Source organism: Rhodopseudomonas boonkerdii, assembly GCF_021184025.1.
GTDB lineage: Bacteria > Pseudomonadota > Alphaproteobacteria > Rhizobiales > Xanthobacteraceae > Tardiphaga > Tardiphaga boonkerdii.
The window spans coordinates 2,440,283-2,458,753 of sequence record NZ_CP036537.1 but is presented as its reverse complement, the minus strand read 5'-3'; the positions used below and the strand labels follow the sequence as shown (position 1 = coordinate 2,458,753).

Below are 18,471 nucleotides of genomic sequence, written 5' to 3'. Positions count from 1 at the left end.
ATGGCGCGGATCAGGCGGCGCGGACAGCGTTCAGGAAGTTGCTGACCTCAACCTTCAGCCGGGTGCTGTCCGAAGACAGCGACTGCGCCGCCGAGAGAACTTGCGACGAGGCAGAGCCTGTCTCGCTGGCGCCGCGCTGGACATGGGCAATGTTGGACGATACCTGCATCGTCCCCTGCGCCGCCTGCTGAACATTGCGCGAGATCTCCTGCGTGGCCGCCCCTTGCTCTTCAACGGCCGAGGCAATGGTCGAGGCGATCTCGGACATGCGTCCGATGGTGTCGCCAATCTCCTTGATGGCACCGACGGACTCCTGCGTCGCTGCCTGGATATCCGCGATCTGGGTCGAGATTTCGCCAGTCGCCTTGGCGGTCTGCTCGGCCAGTGCCTTCACTTCCGACGCCACCACTGCGAAGCCGCGGCCGGCCTCCCCAGCACGGGCCGCTTCAATCGTGGCGTTGAGGGCCAGCAAATTGGTCTGCCCGGCGATATTGTTGATCAGCTCCACCACATCTCCGATCCGCGCGGCCGCACTCGCCAAATCGCTGACACGGTCATTGGTGATGCGCGCTTGCTGCACAGCCTGCCCCGCAATGTTCGCGGAATCCTGCACCTGGCGGCTGATCTCGTTGATCGACGACGCCATTTCCTCGGTTGCCGAAGCCACCGACTGAACATTGGTGGACGCCTGTTCCGATGCAGCGGCAACCGACGTGGTCAGTTCCTGCGCGCGTTCAGCCGTCGCCGTCAACGTTCCGGCCGAAGCCTCGAGTTCTGTCGATGCCGAGGATACGGTCTCGACGACCTCACCAATCATCGCCTCGAAGTCGCGGGTGATCTGATCGACGCGGCGACCGCGCTCGATCTTGGCCTCGGCATCGGCTGCAGCCGCCTGATCTGCGGCGCGCTTGTCGATCAACGCCTGCTTGAACACCTGCAATGCGTCGCCCATGGTGCCCATCTCGGTCTTCATGCCCTGATGCGGCACATGCGCGTCCAGATCGCCAGCACCAAGCGCCTGCATCGGCCTCACGATCGAGGAGATGCCGCTGGCCACGTCACGCACGAGATAGACGCCTAAGCTAAGACTTAGAACAACCGAAACGGCGAGGATCGCGACAATGACAAGCAACGCGCCGTCAAAGGTCTGGTCAGCGTCGGCTCCCGCCTTGTCCGCGCCCGTATTGTTCATCTCGACATTCTTGCTCAGCAGTTCATCGGCCTTCCGGCCCTGAGGAATTCCTCTGGTCTCATTCAGTCTGATCGCATCGGCGGGAAATTCACCAGCCTTGTATTTACGAGACAGCGCAATCACCTCTCGTGCAATCCCGGTGTACTCCTCCCATTCGCGCGCCCATTCATCGTACATCGCGCGCTTCTCCGGAGACGTGATGAGCTTCTGATAAGTTTGCCGGATCTCGTTGACCCGATCCATCTGCGTCTGCATGCGCTGTTCGAAAGATTCCTTTCCTTCGACGGTGTCTGACAGCAGATGACCGCGCAACGTACCGCGATAATTGCTGGCGGCGGCGTGCAACTCACCGAGCGCACGTACACTCGGTAGCCAACCAGCCTGGATTTCGACGGTTTTGACGTTGATGGCACGCATCTTGGCGACGGCAAGCAGGCCCATGCCGATTATGGCCACTAGAAGCAGCGAAATGACGATGGTGATTTTATTGCGAATGGAAAAGCGAGCAAACATGAGTCATCGTTCCTTCGACTAAAGATCGTTGGCAAGATCGACGGTGATTTTCGTCTCAAATAAGCGCAGCCGCGTTGATAACGCTGATCTGTGCGGAGCTGGCCGCATCATGCGGAGCCTTCGCGCTCCACCCATTGATATCAGTCATGGTTAAGGAAAGGTGGAATGAAACCGGCGGCGCCGTATCCAGCCCATCTCCAGACATGCGTAATTTGGTCGCGCATGAAAAAGCCGGCGCTGATGCGCCGGCTGTGATGTCATAGCGGAGGATGGCGCGGATCAGGCGGCGCGGACAGCATTCAGGAAGTTGCTGACCTCAACCTTCAGCCGGGTGCTGTCCGAAGACAGCGACTGCGCCGCCGAGAGAACTTGCGACGAGGCAGAGCCTGTCTCACTGGCGCCGCGCTGCACGTCGGTGATGTTGGACGATACCTGCATCGTCCCCTGCGCCGCCTGCTGAACGTTCCGCGAGATCTCCTGCGTGGCCGCCCCTTGCTCTTCAACGGCCGAGGCAATGGTCGAGGCGATCTCGGACATGCGTCCGATGGTGTCGCCAATCTCCTTGATGGCGCCGACCGACTCTTGCGTTGCTGCCTGGATACCCGCGATCTGGGTCGAGATTTCGCCGGTCGCCTTGGCGGTCTGCTCGGCCAGCGCCTTCACTTCCGACGCCACCACTGCGAAGCCGCGGCCGGCCTCCCCAGCACGGGCCGCTTCAATCGTGGCGTTGAGGGCCAGCAAATTGGTCTGCCCGGCGATATTGTTGATCAGCTCGACCACATCGCCGATGCGCGCTGCGGCCGTGGCCAGTTCACTGACGCGATCGTTGGTCTGTCGCGCCTGATCCACAGCCTGTCCCGCAATGTTGGCCGACTCCTGCACCTGGCGGCTGATCTCGTTGATCGACGACGCCATTTCCTCAGTTGCCGAAGCCACCGACTGAACATTGGTGGACGCCTGTTCCGATGCAGCGGCAACCGACGTGGTCAGTTCCTGCGCGCGTTCAGCCGTCGCCGTCAACGTTCCGGCCGAAGCCTCGAGTTCTGTCGATGCCGAAGAGACGGTCTCGACGACCTCGCCAATCATCGCCTCGAAGTCGCGGGTGATCTGATCGACGCGGCGACCGCGCTCGATCTTGGCCTCGGCATCGGCTGCAGCCGCCTGATCTGCGGCGCGCTTGTCGATCAACGCCTGCTTGAACACCTGCAATGCGTCGCCCATGGTGCCCATCTCGGTCTTCATGCCCTGATGCGGCACATGCGCGTCCAGATCGCCAGCACCAAGCGCCTGCATCGGCCTCACGATCGAGGAGATGCCGCTGGCCACGTCACGCACGAGATAGACGCTGATGCCAATGCCGACCACGGCTGCGATGGCAAGGATGGTCATAACAAGCATGAACGCGCTGTTATAGCTCGCCTCCGCCTCCAAGCCAGCGGCGTCAGAGCCTTTGGTGTTCAGTTCAATGTCCTTGATGAGCAGCTCATCGGCTTTGAGGCCAATCGGATTGACGGTCTTGGTATTCAGCGCGTTGGCTTCTTGCGGCATCTTACCGGCAGCCTTGCGCGAAAGCTCCATCACCTCGAGCGTCCCTTGCTTGTAGGTGTCCCACACCCGGCCCCATTCTTCGTAAAGGGCACGCTCTGCGGGCGACGTGATGAGCTTCTCATAGTTCGCACGCAGGCGCATGTTGTTGGCCACCACCGTCTCAAGCGTCTTCTCGTTGGCCAGCTTTTCCTCCAACGACTCTGCGAGCATGTGTTGGCGGATCACATTGCGATAAGTGGTCACCCCCGCCCGCAGCTCGCCCAGCACCCGAACGCTCGGCAGCCAGTTGGTCTGGATATCCACTGTATTCGCGTTGATCGACCGCATCTTCGCGATGGCGAGCATCCCGAGCCCGCCCATGGACAGCAGAAGGAACGTCACAACGATTGAAATCTTGGCGCGGATAGACATACGAGCAAGCATGACGAAGGGTTCCCTCGGTATATGACCGCTGGTGGGGAGTGTAGGTTTGGTCAGCTGGAATGCGTGACAGATCGGTAGACGCGAGCCTTGCAGCGATCCCACTGCAAACCCCACACATTCAATTTGGGGGTATTATGTAAACCGCTGGTAAAGGATGCGACAATCTGACCGACAAAAATGAATCCCGAGCGCTTTTCTTACCCACTAAGAAAATCAAATCCTTAGCAGACATTGCGCTCCAGCATCCCGCGCAATCTTTGCGTGTATTTAGATGTCAAGCTGTACGCCCAGCGAACAGTTGAATATAAATTCACGGAACAAAGACAGTATGAGCAGCGACACCCGCGCGCAATGCCAGGTCTTTACGGCTAATGCAGAGTCGAAGACTTGCCGGGGCCGCTTGCGGACGGCCAAAACGGTGGGCGGAGGCATAGCCTCATGCCATCGCTTAAGTGCAACCACGACTCACGCCGTACCATCTCCCACGGTCGCCCCCGTACACAGCAAGCAAGCTGATCGCCACTCCGATAGCGTTCGGACGATAGTTCCACAGGGATCAGCCGCTATTGCGACGATATCCATGCGAAGCTCTTGCGCTTAACGAGGCGGACGGGCTAGAAGGCCCTCCGTCGAGAGGATCTCTCGGCCAACCGATTCCAGACCGTGGCCTCAAGGCCCCTTCGATTGTCTGAATCCGTTGGGGAATGGTGTAACGGTAGCACAACAGACTCTGACTCTGTTTGTCTTGGTTCGAATCCAGGTTCCCCAGCCACACGCACGCTCGGATGCATTTCGCCGTTGGTTGAAGCCAACTAAGTTCCGCAGCCCATAAGGTGACTGCCGGTATTTTAGCACAAGTTTTTGCGTCTCGATTACCGCATTTTGCGCAGTCGGATTCGCAATGGCGCTCCGGCTCAATCTACCGCTTCGCCTTAACCGTTTTTCCAGTCCCTGCGCCTCATAGTGGCCCGTGAAATCTGCGTGCAGAACACCAATTCGGATATGGATACCATGAGTATGGCAGCGTCGTTCGGACGCATCATTTCAGTGCGCGGATCACTGGCACGCGTCGGTCTTCTGGCCGTCAATCCGATGACCCCCGCCGAGATGCGCGGCACGGTCGGCCGCTTCGTCAGCATTCGCTGCTCGACTTCGACCATCGTCGCCATGATCACGGAAGTTTCGTCGGAAGACATGAACAGGTCGGACATCTATGTCGCCAGCGCATCAGTAGATCTGCTGGGTGAGATAACCGGCCCCCTCGATCGTCCAAAATTCCAACGCGGCGTCACCAACTATCCGACCATCGGCGACACCGTCGAGCTGATCAGCACCACCGACCTGCGCACGATCTATGCGCCATCCGGCTCCGACCAGATCAATGTCGGCGCGCTGCAGCAGGATCGCTCGGTCACCGCCTATGTCGATGTCGAGGAAATGCTCAGCAAGCATTTCGCCGTACTCGGCTCCACCGGCGTCGGCAAATCGTCGGGTGTATCCCTGCTGATCAACGAAATCCTGCTCGTCCGCCCGAACCTGCGCATCTTCCTGCTCGACGTGCACAACGAATATGGCCGCTGTTTCGGCGACAAGGCGTTGGTACTCAATCCGCGCAATCTGAAACTGCCATTCTGGTTGTTCAATTTCGAAGAGATCGTCGATGTGTTGTTCGCCGGCCGGCCCGGCATACCGGAAGAACTCGAAATTCTCACGGAAGTCATCCCGCTCGCCAAGGGCATCTATACACAATACCAGAACGCCGAGCGCATCGGCCTCAAGCGGATCGATCCGAAGACCGTCGGCTACACGGTGGATACGCCCGTCCCATATCGTCTCGTGGACCTGATCTCACTGATCGACGAGCGTATGGGCAAGCTGGAGAACCGCTCGTCGCGCATACAGTATCACAAGCTGCTGTCGCGCATCGACGCTGTCAAGAACGATCCGCGCTACGCTTTCATGTTCGACAACGCCAATGTCGGCGGCGACACCATGGCTGAAGTGATCAGCCATCTGTTCCGCCTGCCCGCCAATGGCAAGCCGATGACCATCATGCAACTCGCCGGCTTCCCTGCGGAAGTCGTCGATTCCGTGGTATCGGTGCTGTGCCGCATGGCGTTCGATTTCGGTCTGTGGAGCGACGGCGTCTCACCGCTGCTGTTCGTCTGCGAGGAAGCGCATCGTTACGCCGCAGCGGATCGCAATATCGGCTTCGGCCCGACCCGCAAGGCGGTGTCGCGCATCGCCAAGGAAGGCCGCAAATACGGCGTCTATCTCGGCCTCGTGACCCAGCGTCCGGCCGAGCTCGACGCCACCATCATCTCCCAGTGCAACACGCTGTTCGCGATGCGTCTCGCCAATGACCGCGACCAGGCGCTGCTGCGTTCTGCCGTCTCGGATGCGGCAGCCAACCTGCTCTCTTTCGTGCCCTCGCTGGGCACACGGGAAGTCCTGGCATTCGGCGAAGGCGTCGCGCTGCCGACACGCCTGCGCTTCAAGGAAGTGCCTCCACATCAATTGCCGCGCTCGGAGGCCGCCATCGCCACCGTACCGTCGGTGGCAGCCGGCCACGACATGAACTTCGTCGCTGCCGTGCTGGAGCGCTGGCGCGGTGCCACTTCGAGCCGCGATGTACCGAACGATCCTGGCTTCAGCGAGCGTCCGATCCCGCCGCCGCAACCGCGCATGGTCGATACGCCGCTTCTTCAGCCCTCGCTCGGCCTCGACCCCGACCGCTTCTCGTTGCTGAAGAAGCCGCTGCGTTAGGCGACAGCTTTGCGCCAGCGACGTCATCGCCTATCATCATCCCTTGATGAGACGCCCGCCGAAGTAACAGCAGCGAAGGAGCGTGCCAGTGCTCGACTGGTCGGAGATTATCCTGCGTCTGGGCATTGCCACCCTTGCCGGAGGCGCCGTCGGACTCAATCGTGACCTGCGTGGCAAGCCAGTGGGCGTGCGTACCCTCGCCCTCGTCAGCCTTGCTACCTCGATGCTGACGACGCTCGCCGATCCGCTCCGCCAGGGTGGCTTCACCGATGGCGGCAGCCGTATCGTACAAGGCATCGTCACCGGCATCGGCTTTCTCGGCGCTGGCGTCATCGTTCACTCCGAACGGCACTTCCGCGTCCGAGGCCTCACCAGTGCCGCCTGCGTCTGGCTCACCGCCTGTATTGGCATCATGTGCGGTGCCGGCCACTGGCGCCTGGTCTCGGTGTCACTCGCCGTGACCTTTGTGGTTCTGCTGTTTGGAGGCACGGTCGAACGCTTCCTGCATCGCATCCTCGGCGGCAAGGGCGATCCGGCCTCGGAGCCGATAGACGACTCTCAGCTATCCGATGACGGGCCGCACCAGCCCGGCAAATAGATCGCGTCCTTGCTCTTGGCGATCGCCAGCGCTTTCTCGATCGCAGCGGCGAAATCCGCTTCGACGGCCTTGCGCGCGATCCGCCGACGAAACAGATCCGCCCACAGGAATTCGCTGAACGGCGTGGTATCCTTGGCATAGCCGCCGGCACGGCGAATCTCGCCGGCCAGGCTGCGATAAGGGTCGTCCTTCAGCCCGGTCACCGATTTCGGGATATCCCGGAAGTGCCGTCGTTCGCCCTTGGCGTCATAGGGGTAGGCCCAGCGGCGATGATCCAGCACGCTCCAGAAAGCATCCTTGTCGACCATGGTGAGATCGGCGATCACGGTAACCAGAACGTCCTTGACGCCCTCGTCGTGCAGCGCGCGAGCCAGATGATGATGGTCGACGACATAGTACCGCTTGTCCGGACCCAGCACCACCGGGATCATATGTTTACCGAGCAATTCGGATTGCTTGCGTGCCGATTTGTGCTGGCGCCAGCGTTTCCGCTTTTCCTTTACCTCGCGCATGCCGACCGTCATCTGCGTGGGACGCAGCGACAATATCGGGACCGGCTGGAGGATCGGTTCTCGGATGTTCGACATGTCAGGCTCCGTGGACGGGTTTCCATAGCGACTATGACATAGCGTTCCCGCAAAGAGCGATCAGTTCCACGTCATCACGCGACATCACGACATTGCGGTTATGCGACTTTCACCGACTCAACACTGCACCGCCATGCTACCGTCAGCTATCTGTATCGCTGACGACCGATCATGAAAACGCAGCAGCCGATCATCCGGGACGACGACGAGCACCGCGTGTTGCGTTTCGTGCCACGTACGTCGAGCACGCTGCCAGACCACCCGGCTATTCCCGCCTCCCGCACCGCACTCAAGCCCGCAGGCGATCTCTCGCACTATCAGCAGAAGCCCGAGCCCGACGACTTCCGCCACCGCATGCTCGCGAATGCCGCTGCCTTTGCCTTCACAGCCCTGCTGGTCGGGGCCGGCATCTGGCTCGCCGTGACCCTCGCCGATCTCCGTAAAACCCAGGATTGCGTCCTCATGGGCCGCCGCGACTGCGCCCGTATCGCCATCCAGCACCCTTGACGGCCGTCCCCCAGGTGTCTTTCCACCGCCCCAACACGTTGGTGAGCGACCGCTCAACTGCATTGAACTACTGCCCCCGCTCCGATATACGGGCAAACGACTCCCTGCGGCGAACCGGCCCAAACCGGGGCGAAGCCTAGCCTTTGCGCGCGCAGAATGAAATTATCTTCAATATATCAAAGGCTTAGTAATGTCCTCCACATTCGATCAGGTCGCCACCATCATCGCGGAAACCTGCGACATCCCGCGCGACACGATCACGCCGGAAAGCCACGCCATCGACGATCTGGGCATCGACAGCCTCGACTTCCTCGACATCGCTTTCGCGATCGACAAGGCATTCGGGATCAAGCTGCCGCTGGAAAAGTGGACCCAGGAAGTCAACGACGGCAAGGCGACCACCGAACAGTACTTCGTCCTGAAGAATCTCAGCGCCCGCATCGATGAGCTGGTTGCTGCCAAGGGCGCATAACGCTTCCTGCTTTTGATAGCGTTCAAGGCCGCACCGACCTTTCAACGGGATCGGTGCGGGCGTATGGACACCATGGTGAAGCGCCTGCGCTTCCCGCTTGCGGCCATGTCCCTTAAAGGCACAGTCCCAGGCATCCTCTAAGGTACCGTCCAATGGCTGAAACCCGTCCTGTCGCATCCGAGCCCGTCGAAGCATGGATCACCGGCATCGGCATCGTGTCGTCGCTCGGCGAAGGGCCTGACGCGCATTGGGATGCGCTGAACGGCAAGCGCGTCAATGTCGACGAGACGACGTTCGCGCCCTATGTCGTGCATCCGCTCTCTCCGGTCAGTTACGACGCCCAGATTCCCAAGAAGGGCGATCAGCGCCAGATGGAAGCTTGGCAGCGCATCGGCACCTACGCAGCCGGTCTTGCGCTCGATTCCGCCGGCGTAAAGGGCAACAAGGACATCCTGTCGAAGATGGACATGATCGTCGCGGCCGGCGGCGGCGAACGCGATCTCAATGTCGACTCCAGCATTCTCAACGCCGAAGCCTATGGCTCGGCAACGCCGAACTATCTGAACGAGAAGCTGCTCAACGATCTTCGCCCCACCCTCTTTCTCGCGCAGCTCTCCAACCTGCTGGCGGGCAATATCGCTATCGTGCATGGCGTCACCGGTTCGTCCCGCACCTTCATGGGAGAGGAAGCTGCCGGTGTGGACGCCGTGCGTATCGCGCTCGCACGTATTGCCGATGGTCAGAGCGACATCACCCTTGTCGGCGCCGGCCATAATGGCGAGCGCAAGGACATGCTGCTGCTGTACGAATTCGACAACTTCAATCTGCGCGACAAATATTCGCCGGTATGGGATCGCAAGAACAACAGCGGTTTTGCACTTGGCTCCGGCGGCGCCTTCCTCGTGATCGAGTCGAAGGCCCATGCGGAAGCGCGCGGCGCCAAGCCATTCGCACGGCTGAAGACGGTGGTCGCCGATCGTGCGCGTCGCAAGGGCGGCGGCGAGATTACCGCATCGCTCGACGGGTTGTGGAGCAATATCGGCGCGGGCGAGCAGAACACAGCGATCATCACCGGCGCCACCGGCGCCGAGCCGGCAACTTCGGAGGAGCTGAGCTTCCTGAAGAAGCATGCGAACGTGCCGGTGCGCGCGACAGGCTCGTCCTTCGGTCATGCGGTTGAAACACAGTTTCCGCTCGGCATCGGCCTCGCGGCACTATCGCTCTCGCGCGGGGCGCTCTATGCGCCCAACGATTCCACCGGCCTTGAGATTGAAATGTCGAAGGCGCCCTCCCAGATTGTCGTGATCGGGACCGGCCACTGGCGCGGCGAAGGCATGGCGCTGGTCGAAGCGATTTGATTGTCGAGTTAAGCGGTCCGCACGGGCAACGGAGAACACATGTCAGCAACGCGCGATAAATTCGGCCGACCGATCGTCGTCGTCACTGGTATGGGCGTTGCCACTTCGCTCGGCGCCGGCAAGACCGACAACTGGAATAAACTGACCGCCGGCGAATCCGGTATCCGCACCATCACGCGCTTCCCCATCGACGGCATGAAGACCACGATGGCCGGCACGGTCGATTTCCTGAATGTCGATCCGTTCTCCTCCACTGATCTCTGCGAGAAGCTCGGCGAACTCGTCGCCGAGGAAGCCATCGCCCAGGCCGGTATCGGCGCCAAAGGGGACTTTCCCGGCCCGCTGTTCCTGGCCGTAGCCCCAGTCGAGGTGGAATGGCCGCAACGCCAGGCGCTCGCCAAGGCCGGCGGCGCGAACTCCGATATCAATTACGACACACTGCTGCGCGCTGCCGGTTCCGGCAACTTCACCGAATATCACCGCCGCTTCCTGTTCGGCTCCGTCGCTGACACCCTCGCCGATACGTTCGGCACCAAGGGTTCGCCGATCTCGCTCTCGACCGCTTGCGCCTCCGGCGCGACCGCGATCCAGCTCGGCGTCGAGGCGATCCGCCGCGGCGAGGCCGATGCGGCTCTGTGTGTCGGCACCGACGGCTCGGTCAATCCGGAAGCGCTGATCCGCTTCTCGCTGCTCTCGGCGCTCTCGACCAACAACGAGACGCCCTCCAAGGCCTCCCGTCCTTTCGCCAAGAACCGCGAGGGCTTTGTGATGGCCGAGGGTGCCGGCGCGCTGGTGCTGGAAAGCCTCGAGGCTGCCAAAGCGCGCGGCGCAAAGATCCTCGGCATCGTTGCCGGCTGCGGCGAACTCGCCGACAGTTTCCACCGCACCCGATCGAGCCCCGACGGCAAGCCGATCATCGGTTGCGTGAAGAACGCGCTGATCGATGCCGGCATGACCGTGGACAAGATCGATTACATCAACGCCCACGGCACCGGCACGCCGGAAAACGACAAGATGGAATATCTCGGCATCTCCACCGTGTTCGGTGAGCTCGCCAAGACCATTCCGGTGTCGTCGAACAAGTCGATGGTCGGACACACTCTATCGGCTGCCGGCGCCGTCGAGGCGGTGTTCTCGCTGCTGACGCTGGAACACCAGCGGATTCCGCCGACCATCAACTACGATGTTCCGGATCCGGCAATTCCGTTCGACGTGGTTCCCAACACCGCCCGCGACGCCCGCGTCACGGCGGTGATGTCGAATTCGTTCGGATTCGGCGGCCAGAACGCCTCCCTGATCCTCACCGGCGAACCGGTTTAAGATTTCATGTCCCGAACGCGGCGCACGGCCTGGCAACGCTCCGCGGGGCCGGAACCGTACCATGCGCCGGAGTTCGTGATGGTCCCGGCCCTGCGAAGCGGCACTTCGTGCCGCATGGCGTCCAAGACCCCAAACCTACCTGTTCAAAGGCTCTAACCGGTTGACGCGCCAGCGTGAACCGGCGATACGCAGGCCTCAGAAATCAACATCTTAGACCCTGGAGACGCGGCCTATGCGTGCGCTCAATCTTGCTGCTGAACGCGAGCTCATCACCGCCGACGTTCCCCCGCCCCCGCCGCCCCTAGCCGGCGAAGTGCAGATCCGCGTCAAGGCGGTCGGCCTCAACCATATCGACGTCTGGGGCTATCGCGGCATGGCCTTCGCCAAGCGCAAGCTGCCGATCACCATCGGCGCCGAAGCGTCCGGCGAGATTGCAGCGGTCGGCGAGGGCGTGACCAATTTCAAGCCAGGCCAGAAGGTCGCCATGTATGGCGCGCTGACCTGCGGCCACTGCAAGGCCTGCCAGGAAGGCCGTGACAATTTCTGTGAAAACGTCGGCGGCCTTTATGGCTTCCACATCGACGGTTTTGCGCGGGAGCTGATGAACATGCCGGCGCGGCTCGTGATCCCCGCCCCTGACAGCCTGAGCTTCCGCGATATCGCTTGCGCACCGATCGCCTTCTCCACCGTGCAGCATATGCTGTTCGACAATGCCAAGCTGCAGCCGGGCGAGACGATCCTCGTCCATGCCGGCGGCTCCGGCATCGGTACCGTCGCCATCATGATGGCGAAAAAGATCGGCTGCACTGTCATCACCACCGTGGGCGACGACAGCAAGATCGAAGGCGTGAAGAAGCTCGGCGCCGACCATGTGATCAACTACCGCAAGGACCGCTTCGAGGGCGAAACACGCAAAATCACCAAGAAGAAAGGTGTCGATGTCGTATTCGAGCATGTCGGTGCCGACACGTTCAACGGCTCGCTGCTGGTGATGAAGCGCGGCGGTCGTCTGGTCACCTGCGGTTCGACCTCGGGGCCGTCGACGACCATCAATCTGATGCAGCTGTTCCAGCAGCAATATCGCATCTTCGGCTCCTTCGGCGCCTCCATGCGCAACATTGCCGAAAGTCTCGACAAGATGGCCGACGGCATGCTGCCGGTGATCGACACCGAAGTGCCGCTTGATGACGTTGCCACCGCGCTGAAGCGGATGGAGACGCGTCAGGTGTTCGGCAAGATCATCGTCCACTTCTGATGCTCCGCCTGCTGCTTCGCACCAAGGCGCGCATCCGCGACGCCCTGAAGCCAGCGGGCGAAGCTGCCGTGGGCGCGCTGACCATCGGCATGCTGCGCACAACGCGATGGTTCGATCCGATCAAGACCGCCAACCTGTTCGGCAAGATCACCCGCCGTATCGGTCCCTTGTTCCGCGAAGACAAGATCGCGCGCGCGAATCTCACCGCCGCCTTCCCTGAGAAGTCGCCGGAAGAAATCGACAGGATTGTCACTGGCGTATGGGACAATGTCGGCCGCATCGGCGCCGAATTCGCGCATCTCGATCGCATCTGGGATTACGACCCCGCTAACCCCGACAAGCCGAGCAATGTCGAATTTTCGGCGCGCACCGGCGAGATTTTCGATCAGCTCCGCGATGACGGAAAGCCTGCGCTGATCTTTGCGAGCCATCTCGGCAATTGGGAGATTCCTGCCCTCGCCGCTGTCGCACATGGGCTCGATACCGCAGTGCTGTATCGCCCACCGAACATCGCGGCGGCGGACCGTGCCATTAAAAAAATCCGGGCGGTGAGCATGGGCCATCTGATCGCCGCCAGCCACGATGCACCGGTAAAGCTCGCGCATGCGCTCGACGAGGGCAAGCATGTGGCGATGCTGGTGGACCAATGGTTCACCAAGGGCGCCGAGGTGGATTTCTTCGGCCGCAAGACACGCGCCAATCCCATGTTGCCGCGCCTGCTGCGTCAGGTCGATTGCCCGATCCATGGCGTGCGCGTGATCCGCTTGCCAAACCATCGCTTCCGCATCGAGCTGTCCGAGGAAGTGAAGCCGGTGCGCACGGCCGACGGCAAGGTCGACATCGCAGGCACCATGCAGGCAGTGACGTCGGTGCTGGAAGGCTGGATCCGCGAATATCCGGATCAGTGGCTGTGGCTGCACAGAAGGTGGCGTTAGCTGTGGCACTCTTGCCGCCCACTCCGCCCTCATGGTGAGGAGGCGCCTTTTGGCGCCGTCTCGAACCATGTTGGCTTGGCTCTGCGGTTGCGGCCATCCTTCGAGACGCCGCTGCGCGGCTCCTCAGGATGAGAACGGAGCCTTAACGGTGTCGCTCACTTCCCCGTCTTCACCTTGGTCCACAACCGGTTGATCACGCGCTGCGTCTGCGGATCGCGTGCCGTGATGATAAACAGCTTCGCCAGCATCGCCTCGTCCGGATAGATCGTCTTGTCTTCGATGATCTTCGCATCCACCAACTTCTGGCTCGCCAGATTGCCATTGGCGTAGCCGAGGAAATTCGAGTTCTTCGCGGCGACTTCCGGCCGATAGAGATAGTTGATCAGCTCGTAAGCCTCGGCGACATTGTTCGCGTCCGCCGGAATCGCGAAATTGTCGAAAAACATCTGCGCGCCCTCTTTCGGGATCGCATAGCCGATCTCGACGCCGTTCCTGGCCTCGGCAGCCCGCGCTCTGGCCTGGATGATGTCGCCGGACCACCCCACCACGAGGCAGATTTCGCCAGTGGCCAGGCCATTCAGATATTCGGACGAATGAAATTTCCGAACGCTCGGCCTGATCTTCGCGATCAGATCCGCCGCCTTTTCAAGATCTGGCTGCTTGGTCGAGTTCGGATCGAGGCCGAGATAATTCAACGCCGCCGGCAGGATGTCATCAGCGCTGTCCAGCATGTGAACGCCGCAATCCTTGAATCTTGCGAGGCTTTCCGGCTTGAAGACGATATCCCAGCTATCGATCTTCGCATCCGGGCCGAGGATTTTGGCAACCTGCTTGACGTTGTAGCCGATCCCCGTGGTGCCCCACATGTAGTTGGCGGCGTGCGCATTGTCGGCATCATAGATCGCGAGGCGTTTTGTCACTTCCGGCCAGGCGTTGGCGAGATTCGGCAGCTTGCTCTTGTCGAGCGGCTGAAACACCTTCGCCTTGATCTGACGCTGCAGGAAATAGGCCGTGGGCACGACGACGTCGTAACCGGACTTGCCGGCGAGTAAGCGCGTCTCCAGCGTCTCATTGGCGTCGAACGTGTCGTAGACGACCTTGATGCCGGTCTCTTTGGTGAAGTCCTCCAGGACTCCCGGCGCCATATAGTTCGACCAGTTGTAAAAATTGACCACGCGCTGCTGCGCCCCTGCGGGTGAGGCCAGCAACAGTGCAACCAATGCCAGTCCCGCCTTGCGCATGGTCATCTCCTTCAACGTCGATGCACCGCGTCCGACAGCCGTTCCAGTGCAGCATCCAGCGTCGCGTCGTTCTTCGCAAAACAGAAGCGCACTACCGAGGTCACCTTGTCCTGCTCATAGAAGGCCGACACCGGAATGCCCGCCACCTTGTATTGCGTGACGATGCGCTTGCAGAAATCCTCATCGGTCTCGTTGAGCCCAAGCGGCGACAGATCGACCGTCAGGAAGTATGTCCCCTGCGACCTGATCACCGGAAAGCCGATCCGCTCGAGGCCTGCCGCCAGACGATCGCGGCTGCGCGCGAGATCGGCGCGCATCGACTTGAAGTATTCGTCCGGTTTGCCGAGCCCATAGGCTACCGCCACCTGCAGGTTCGGCGCCGTGGTGAAGGTCAGGAATTGATGCACTTTGGCGCAGACGCGGAGCAGATGCGGGGCGGCACAGACGAAGCCGATCTTCCAGCCGGTCAGCGAGAAGATTTTGCCGGCCGAACCGACCTTGATGGTACGGTCGCGCATGCCCGGAATGGTGATCAGCGGGATGTGCTCGTGGCCGTCGAAGGTGACGTGCTCCCACACTTCATCGCAGATCGCAATGGCATCGAACTCCTGGCAGAACCTTGCCAGCAGTTCGAGATCTTCGCGCGGATAAACCACCGCCGCCGGATTGAGCGGCGAATTGAACAGGACAGCGCGGGTCTTGTGATTGAAGACGGCACGCAGATCCTCCTCCGTTAGCCGCCAGTGCGGAGGCTTCAAGCTGACAAGTCGCGGAATGCCGCCAGCCTGCCGGATGATCGGCAGATAGCTGTCGTAGACAGGCTGGAACACCACCACTTCATCGCCCGGCTGCACCACGGCCAGGATCGAGGAGGTCAGCGCTTCGGTGCCACCCGACGTCACCATCACCTCGGTCATCGGATCCAGCGCCAGCTTGTGCCAGTGCTGATAATGCGTAGCGATGGCCTGACGCAGCTCTGGGATACCCATCATCGACGGATACTGGTTGTAGCCGTGAATAGTGGCGTCTGCTGCGGCCTGACGGATGTCGTCGGGACCGGGATGATCGGGAAAACCCTGGCCGAGATTGATGGCGTTATTGTCGCGAGCGAGCTGCGACATCGCCTCGAAGACGGTGACGGGCAGCTCCGAGAAAATCTTGTTCATCGAAGGATCAGGCTTTCGTCGGCAGGCCCGCGGCTTTCCAGCCAATGATGCCACCGGCAAGGTGCTTGTCGTAAGCGAGACCCGCAGCCTGCGCCGCGAGCGAGGCAGTCACCGAGCGTTTACCCGAGCGGCACGCGAACACGACCTCTTTGCCGGCCGGATCGGGAATCTGCGCGGGGTCGAAGGTCGAGAGCGGCACCACCACGGAATCCGGATAGGCTTCGACTTCGACCTCGTTCGGCTCGCGCACATCGACCAGCAGATACCTGCCGTCCTTGATGCCCTGTGCGACTTCCTCTGGCGTCAAATCCTGAACTTCGCCTGCCACCACAAACCTCCTGTACTCCGGCGTCCGGAGCAAATCAGAAGGGGCCGGATCGGCCCCTGTTTTCGGGGGCCAAACTCGCGCTTTGGAGGCCGAAAATCAAGCTCGCAAAGAGACGAATAAATCGGGCATCCGTGCCCCGGGCGCGATGCAATGCCAAGCATTGCTTCGCAGAACCGGGGCCCTAACGAACGCCGGCGTTCGTGGCGATCCCGGCTCTGCGGAGCAGCGTTACACGCTGCGCCGCGTCCGGGATACAAGGAAGTCTAAATCGTCACCTGGGTGCCCACCTCGACCACCCTGCCCGTCGGGATCGAGAAGTAGTCGGTGGCGTCATTGGCCGTGCGGCTGAGACCGATGAACAAATGATCCTGCCAGCGCGGCATGCCGGAATGCGCGGCCGGCTTCAGCGCACGCCGCGACAGGAAAAACGAGGTTGCCATGATGTCGAACTGCCATCCCGTTTTCCGCGCGATGGCGAGGGCTTTGGGTACATTCGGCGATTCCATGAAACCGAAACGCAGCGTGATCTTCGAGAAGGTCGCACTGATCTCCTCCATGCGCACGCGCTCGGCAATATCCACCTTCGGTGTCGGCGCTGTCTCGATCGTGAGAATAACGTTCTTCTCATGCAGCACCTTGTAGTGCTTCAGACTATGCATCAGCGCGGTCGGCGCGCTGAGTGGATCGCTGGTGAGAAACACCGCCGTTCCGGGCACGCGCTGCGGCGGTCGCTTCTCCAGCATGGCGACAAGATCAGCGAGCGGGAACTCCAGTTTTCGCGACTTCTCGAACAACAGCCGGCTGCCCCGTCGCCACGTATACATCAGCAATACGATGGCTCCGCCCATGGCCAACGGCACCCAGCCGCCGTCGAAAACCTTCAACAGGTTGGCCGTCAGGAAGGTGAGATCGATGACCAGGAACGGCACGATGAGCGCCCCCGCCGCGATCGCCGACCACTTCCAGCCGCGCCAGATCACCACGAAGCCCATCATCGCAGTCACAACCATCGTTCCGGTAACCGAGATGCCGTAAGCCGACGCCAGCGAACTCGATGATTTGAACATCACCACCAGCACGATCACGACGATCAACAGCAGCATGTTGACGCGCGGAATATAGATTTGGCCGGAATGCGACTCCGACGTATGGCGGATTTCGAAGCGCGGCAGCAGGCCGAGCTGGATCGCCTGCCGTGTCAGCGAATAAGCGCCGGTGATGACGGCCTGGCTGGCGATCACCGTAGCGGTGGCCGCCAGGATCACCATCGGGATCAGCGCCCAATCGGGGAACATCAGATAGAACGGATTCTCCAGCGCGGTCGGATCATGCATTACCAGCGCCGCCTGCCCGAAATAGTTCAGCGCCAGCGACGGCAGGACGAGGAACAGCCAGGCGAGCCGGATCGGCTTCTTGCCGAAATGGCCGAGATCGGCATACAGCGCCTCAGCCCCGGTGACCGCCAGGAACACCGCACCCAGCGTCACGAAGGCAACGATGCCGTGATGAAACATGAAGTAGATCGCATGCCAGGGATTGAGCGCCGCGAGCACTTCGGGATGCTGGACGATCTGCGGAATCGCGGCAGCGGCGATGACGGTGAACCACAGCACCATGATCGGACCGAAGAAGGTTGCTACCCTCGCGGTGCCGCGCGACTGCACGGCAAACAGCGCCACCAGAATAACGATGGTGATCGGTACCACATAGGGATCGAAGGCCGAGGTCACGAGCTTGACGCCCTCGATCGCCGACAGCACCGACAGCGCCGGTGTAATCACTGCATCGCCATAGAACAACGCCGCGCTGATGATGCCGAGCATTGCGATCGTCGTCCCCCGCGATCCGATGGCACGTTGCGCGAGCGCCATCAAAGCCAGCGGTCCGCCCTCCCCGTTATTGTCGGCACGCAGCAGGATCACGACATATTTGAGCGTGACCACGATAATCAGCGCCCACAGGATCAGTGAGAGAACGCCGAGGATGGCCTCATTGCCCACGCCCGGCGCCTTATGCCCGCCTGCGGCGATGATGGCCTCACGAAATGCATAAAGCGGGCTGGTGCCGATGTCGCCATAGACCACGCCGATGCAGCCCAGGATCAGCGAGCCGAAACTCGCCGTGGAATGGCCATGGCCCGCATCCGCCGGGGGGTCCACGGCGGGAGTGGCATTATCGCTTGTCATGGAAATGGCCTCGGGCAGCTGTCTGTACGGGCATCTGAACAACGGGGCAGCGAGGCCTTTCCCGGCCCCGATGATC

General features: G+C 61.2%; 15 protein-coding genes and 1 tRNA gene. 9 read left to right on the top strand and 7 right to left on the bottom strand.

All coding sequences use genetic code 11. The features are described from left to right. Nucleotides 1-10: 10 nt before the first annotated feature. Both E0H22_RS11390 and E0H22_RS11385 read right to left on the bottom strand, forming a co-directional pair. Nucleotides 11-1,705, bottom strand: coding sequence for a methyl-accepting chemotaxis protein (locus E0H22_RS11390; protein WP_233025746.1), 1,695 nt, complete (start codon nt 1,703-1,705; stop codon nt 11-13). A gap of 279 nt (nt 1,706-1,984) precedes the next feature. After that, nucleotides 1,985-3,676 carry a methyl-accepting chemotaxis protein gene (locus E0H22_RS11385; RefSeq protein WP_233025745.1) on the bottom strand — a complete coding sequence of 564 codons (1,692 nt, stop codon included), beginning with the start codon at nt 3,674-3,676 and terminating at the stop codon, nt 1,985-1,987. A gap of 698 nt (nt 3,677-4,374) precedes the next feature. On the opposite strand from E0H22_RS11385, the gene E0H22_RS11380 reads away from it, so the two are divergent. From E0H22_RS11380 to E0H22_RS11370, 3 genes are all read left to right on the top strand, one after another. Continuing rightward, nucleotides 4,375-4,448: transfer RNA gene (locus E0H22_RS11380), tRNA-Gln, on the top strand. 239 nt (nt 4,449-4,687) lie between these two features. Continuing rightward, on the top strand, nt 4,688-6,442 hold the full coding sequence (locus E0H22_RS11375; protein ID WP_430715243.1) for an ATP-binding protein: 1,755 nt from the start codon (nt 4,688-4,690) through the stop codon (nt 6,440-6,442). Between the two features lie 88 nt (nt 6,443-6,530). Next, nucleotides 6,531-7,040, top strand: coding sequence for an MgtC/SapB family protein (locus E0H22_RS11370; protein WP_233025744.1), 510 nt, complete (start codon nt 6,531-6,533; stop codon nt 7,038-7,040). Here the strand turns inward: E0H22_RS11370 and E0H22_RS11365 are convergent. Beyond that, nucleotides 7,001-7,627 (bottom strand): ParB-like protein, encoded by a 627-nt coding sequence (locus E0H22_RS11365; RefSeq protein WP_233025743.1) that lies wholly within the window; start codon nt 7,625-7,627, stop codon nt 7,001-7,003. The two genes, E0H22_RS11370 and E0H22_RS11365, sit on opposite strands and share 40 nt — an antisense overlap. A 171-nt stretch (nt 7,628-7,798) precedes the next feature. On the opposite strand from E0H22_RS11365, the gene E0H22_RS11360 reads away from it, so the two are divergent. The 6 genes from E0H22_RS11360 to E0H22_RS11335 all read left to right on the top strand — a co-directional run bounded on the left by E0H22_RS11360 (nt 7,799) and on the right by E0H22_RS11335 (nt 13,474). Continuing rightward, nucleotides 7,799-8,134, top strand: coding sequence for a hypothetical protein (locus E0H22_RS11360; protein ID WP_233025742.1), 336 nt, complete (start codon nt 7,799-7,801; stop codon nt 8,132-8,134). Between the two features lie 190 nt (nt 8,135-8,324). Further along, the gene (locus E0H22_RS11355) at nt 8,325-8,606 is read left to right on the top strand and encodes an acyl carrier protein (protein WP_002711294.1); all 282 of its coding nucleotides are present in this window, start codon (nt 8,325-8,327) and stop codon (nt 8,604-8,606) included. A gap of 152 nt (nt 8,607-8,758) precedes the next feature. Next, the gene (locus tag E0H22_RS11350; RefSeq protein ID WP_233025741.1) at nt 8,759-9,964 is read left to right on the top strand and encodes a beta-ketoacyl-ACP synthase; all 1,206 of its coding nucleotides are present in this window, start codon (nt 8,759-8,761) and stop codon (nt 9,962-9,964) included. A gap of 39 nt (nt 9,965-10,003) precedes the next feature. After that, on the top strand, nt 10,004-11,284 hold the full coding sequence (locus E0H22_RS11345) for a beta-ketoacyl-ACP synthase (protein WP_233025740.1): 1,281 nt from the start codon (nt 10,004-10,006) through the stop codon (nt 11,282-11,284). A gap of 232 nt (nt 11,285-11,516) precedes the next feature. Further along, a complete protein-coding gene (locus tag E0H22_RS11340) occupies nt 11,517-12,539 on the top strand; it encodes a zinc-binding dehydrogenase (RefSeq protein WP_233025739.1) in 1,023 nt (340 codons plus the stop codon). Then, nucleotides 12,539-13,474, top strand: coding sequence for a lipid A biosynthesis lauroyl acyltransferase (locus E0H22_RS11335; RefSeq protein WP_233025738.1), 936 nt, complete (start codon nt 12,539-12,541; stop codon nt 13,472-13,474). The genes E0H22_RS11340 and E0H22_RS11335 overlap by 1 nt, the downstream gene beginning before the upstream one ends. 155 nt (nt 13,475-13,629) lie before the next feature. Here the strand turns inward: E0H22_RS11335 and E0H22_RS11330 are convergent, their stop codons facing one another. The 4 genes from E0H22_RS11330 to E0H22_RS11315 all read right to left on the bottom strand — a co-directional run bounded on the left by E0H22_RS11330 (nt 13,630) and on the right by E0H22_RS11315 (nt 18,395). Next, a complete protein-coding gene (locus E0H22_RS11330; protein ID WP_283818817.1) occupies nt 13,630-14,715 on the bottom strand; it encodes a polyamine ABC transporter substrate-binding protein in 1,086 nt (361 codons plus the stop codon). 11 nt (nt 14,716-14,726) lie between these two features. Next, the gene (locus E0H22_RS11325; RefSeq protein WP_233025736.1) at nt 14,727-15,881 is read right to left on the bottom strand and encodes an aminotransferase; all 1,155 of its coding nucleotides are present in this window, start codon (nt 15,879-15,881) and stop codon (nt 14,727-14,729) included. 7 nt (nt 15,882-15,888) lie between these two features. Then, nucleotides 15,889-16,209, bottom strand: a complete 321-nt coding sequence (locus tag E0H22_RS11320) for a rhodanese-like domain-containing protein (protein ID WP_233025735.1) — start codon at nt 16,207-16,209, stop codon at nt 15,889-15,891. Between the two features lie 263 nt (nt 16,210-16,472). Next, nucleotides 16,473-18,395, bottom strand: coding sequence for a potassium transporter Kup (locus E0H22_RS11315; protein ID WP_233025734.1), 1,923 nt, complete (start codon nt 18,393-18,395; stop codon nt 16,473-16,475). Nucleotides 18,396-18,471 lie beyond the last annotated feature (76 nt).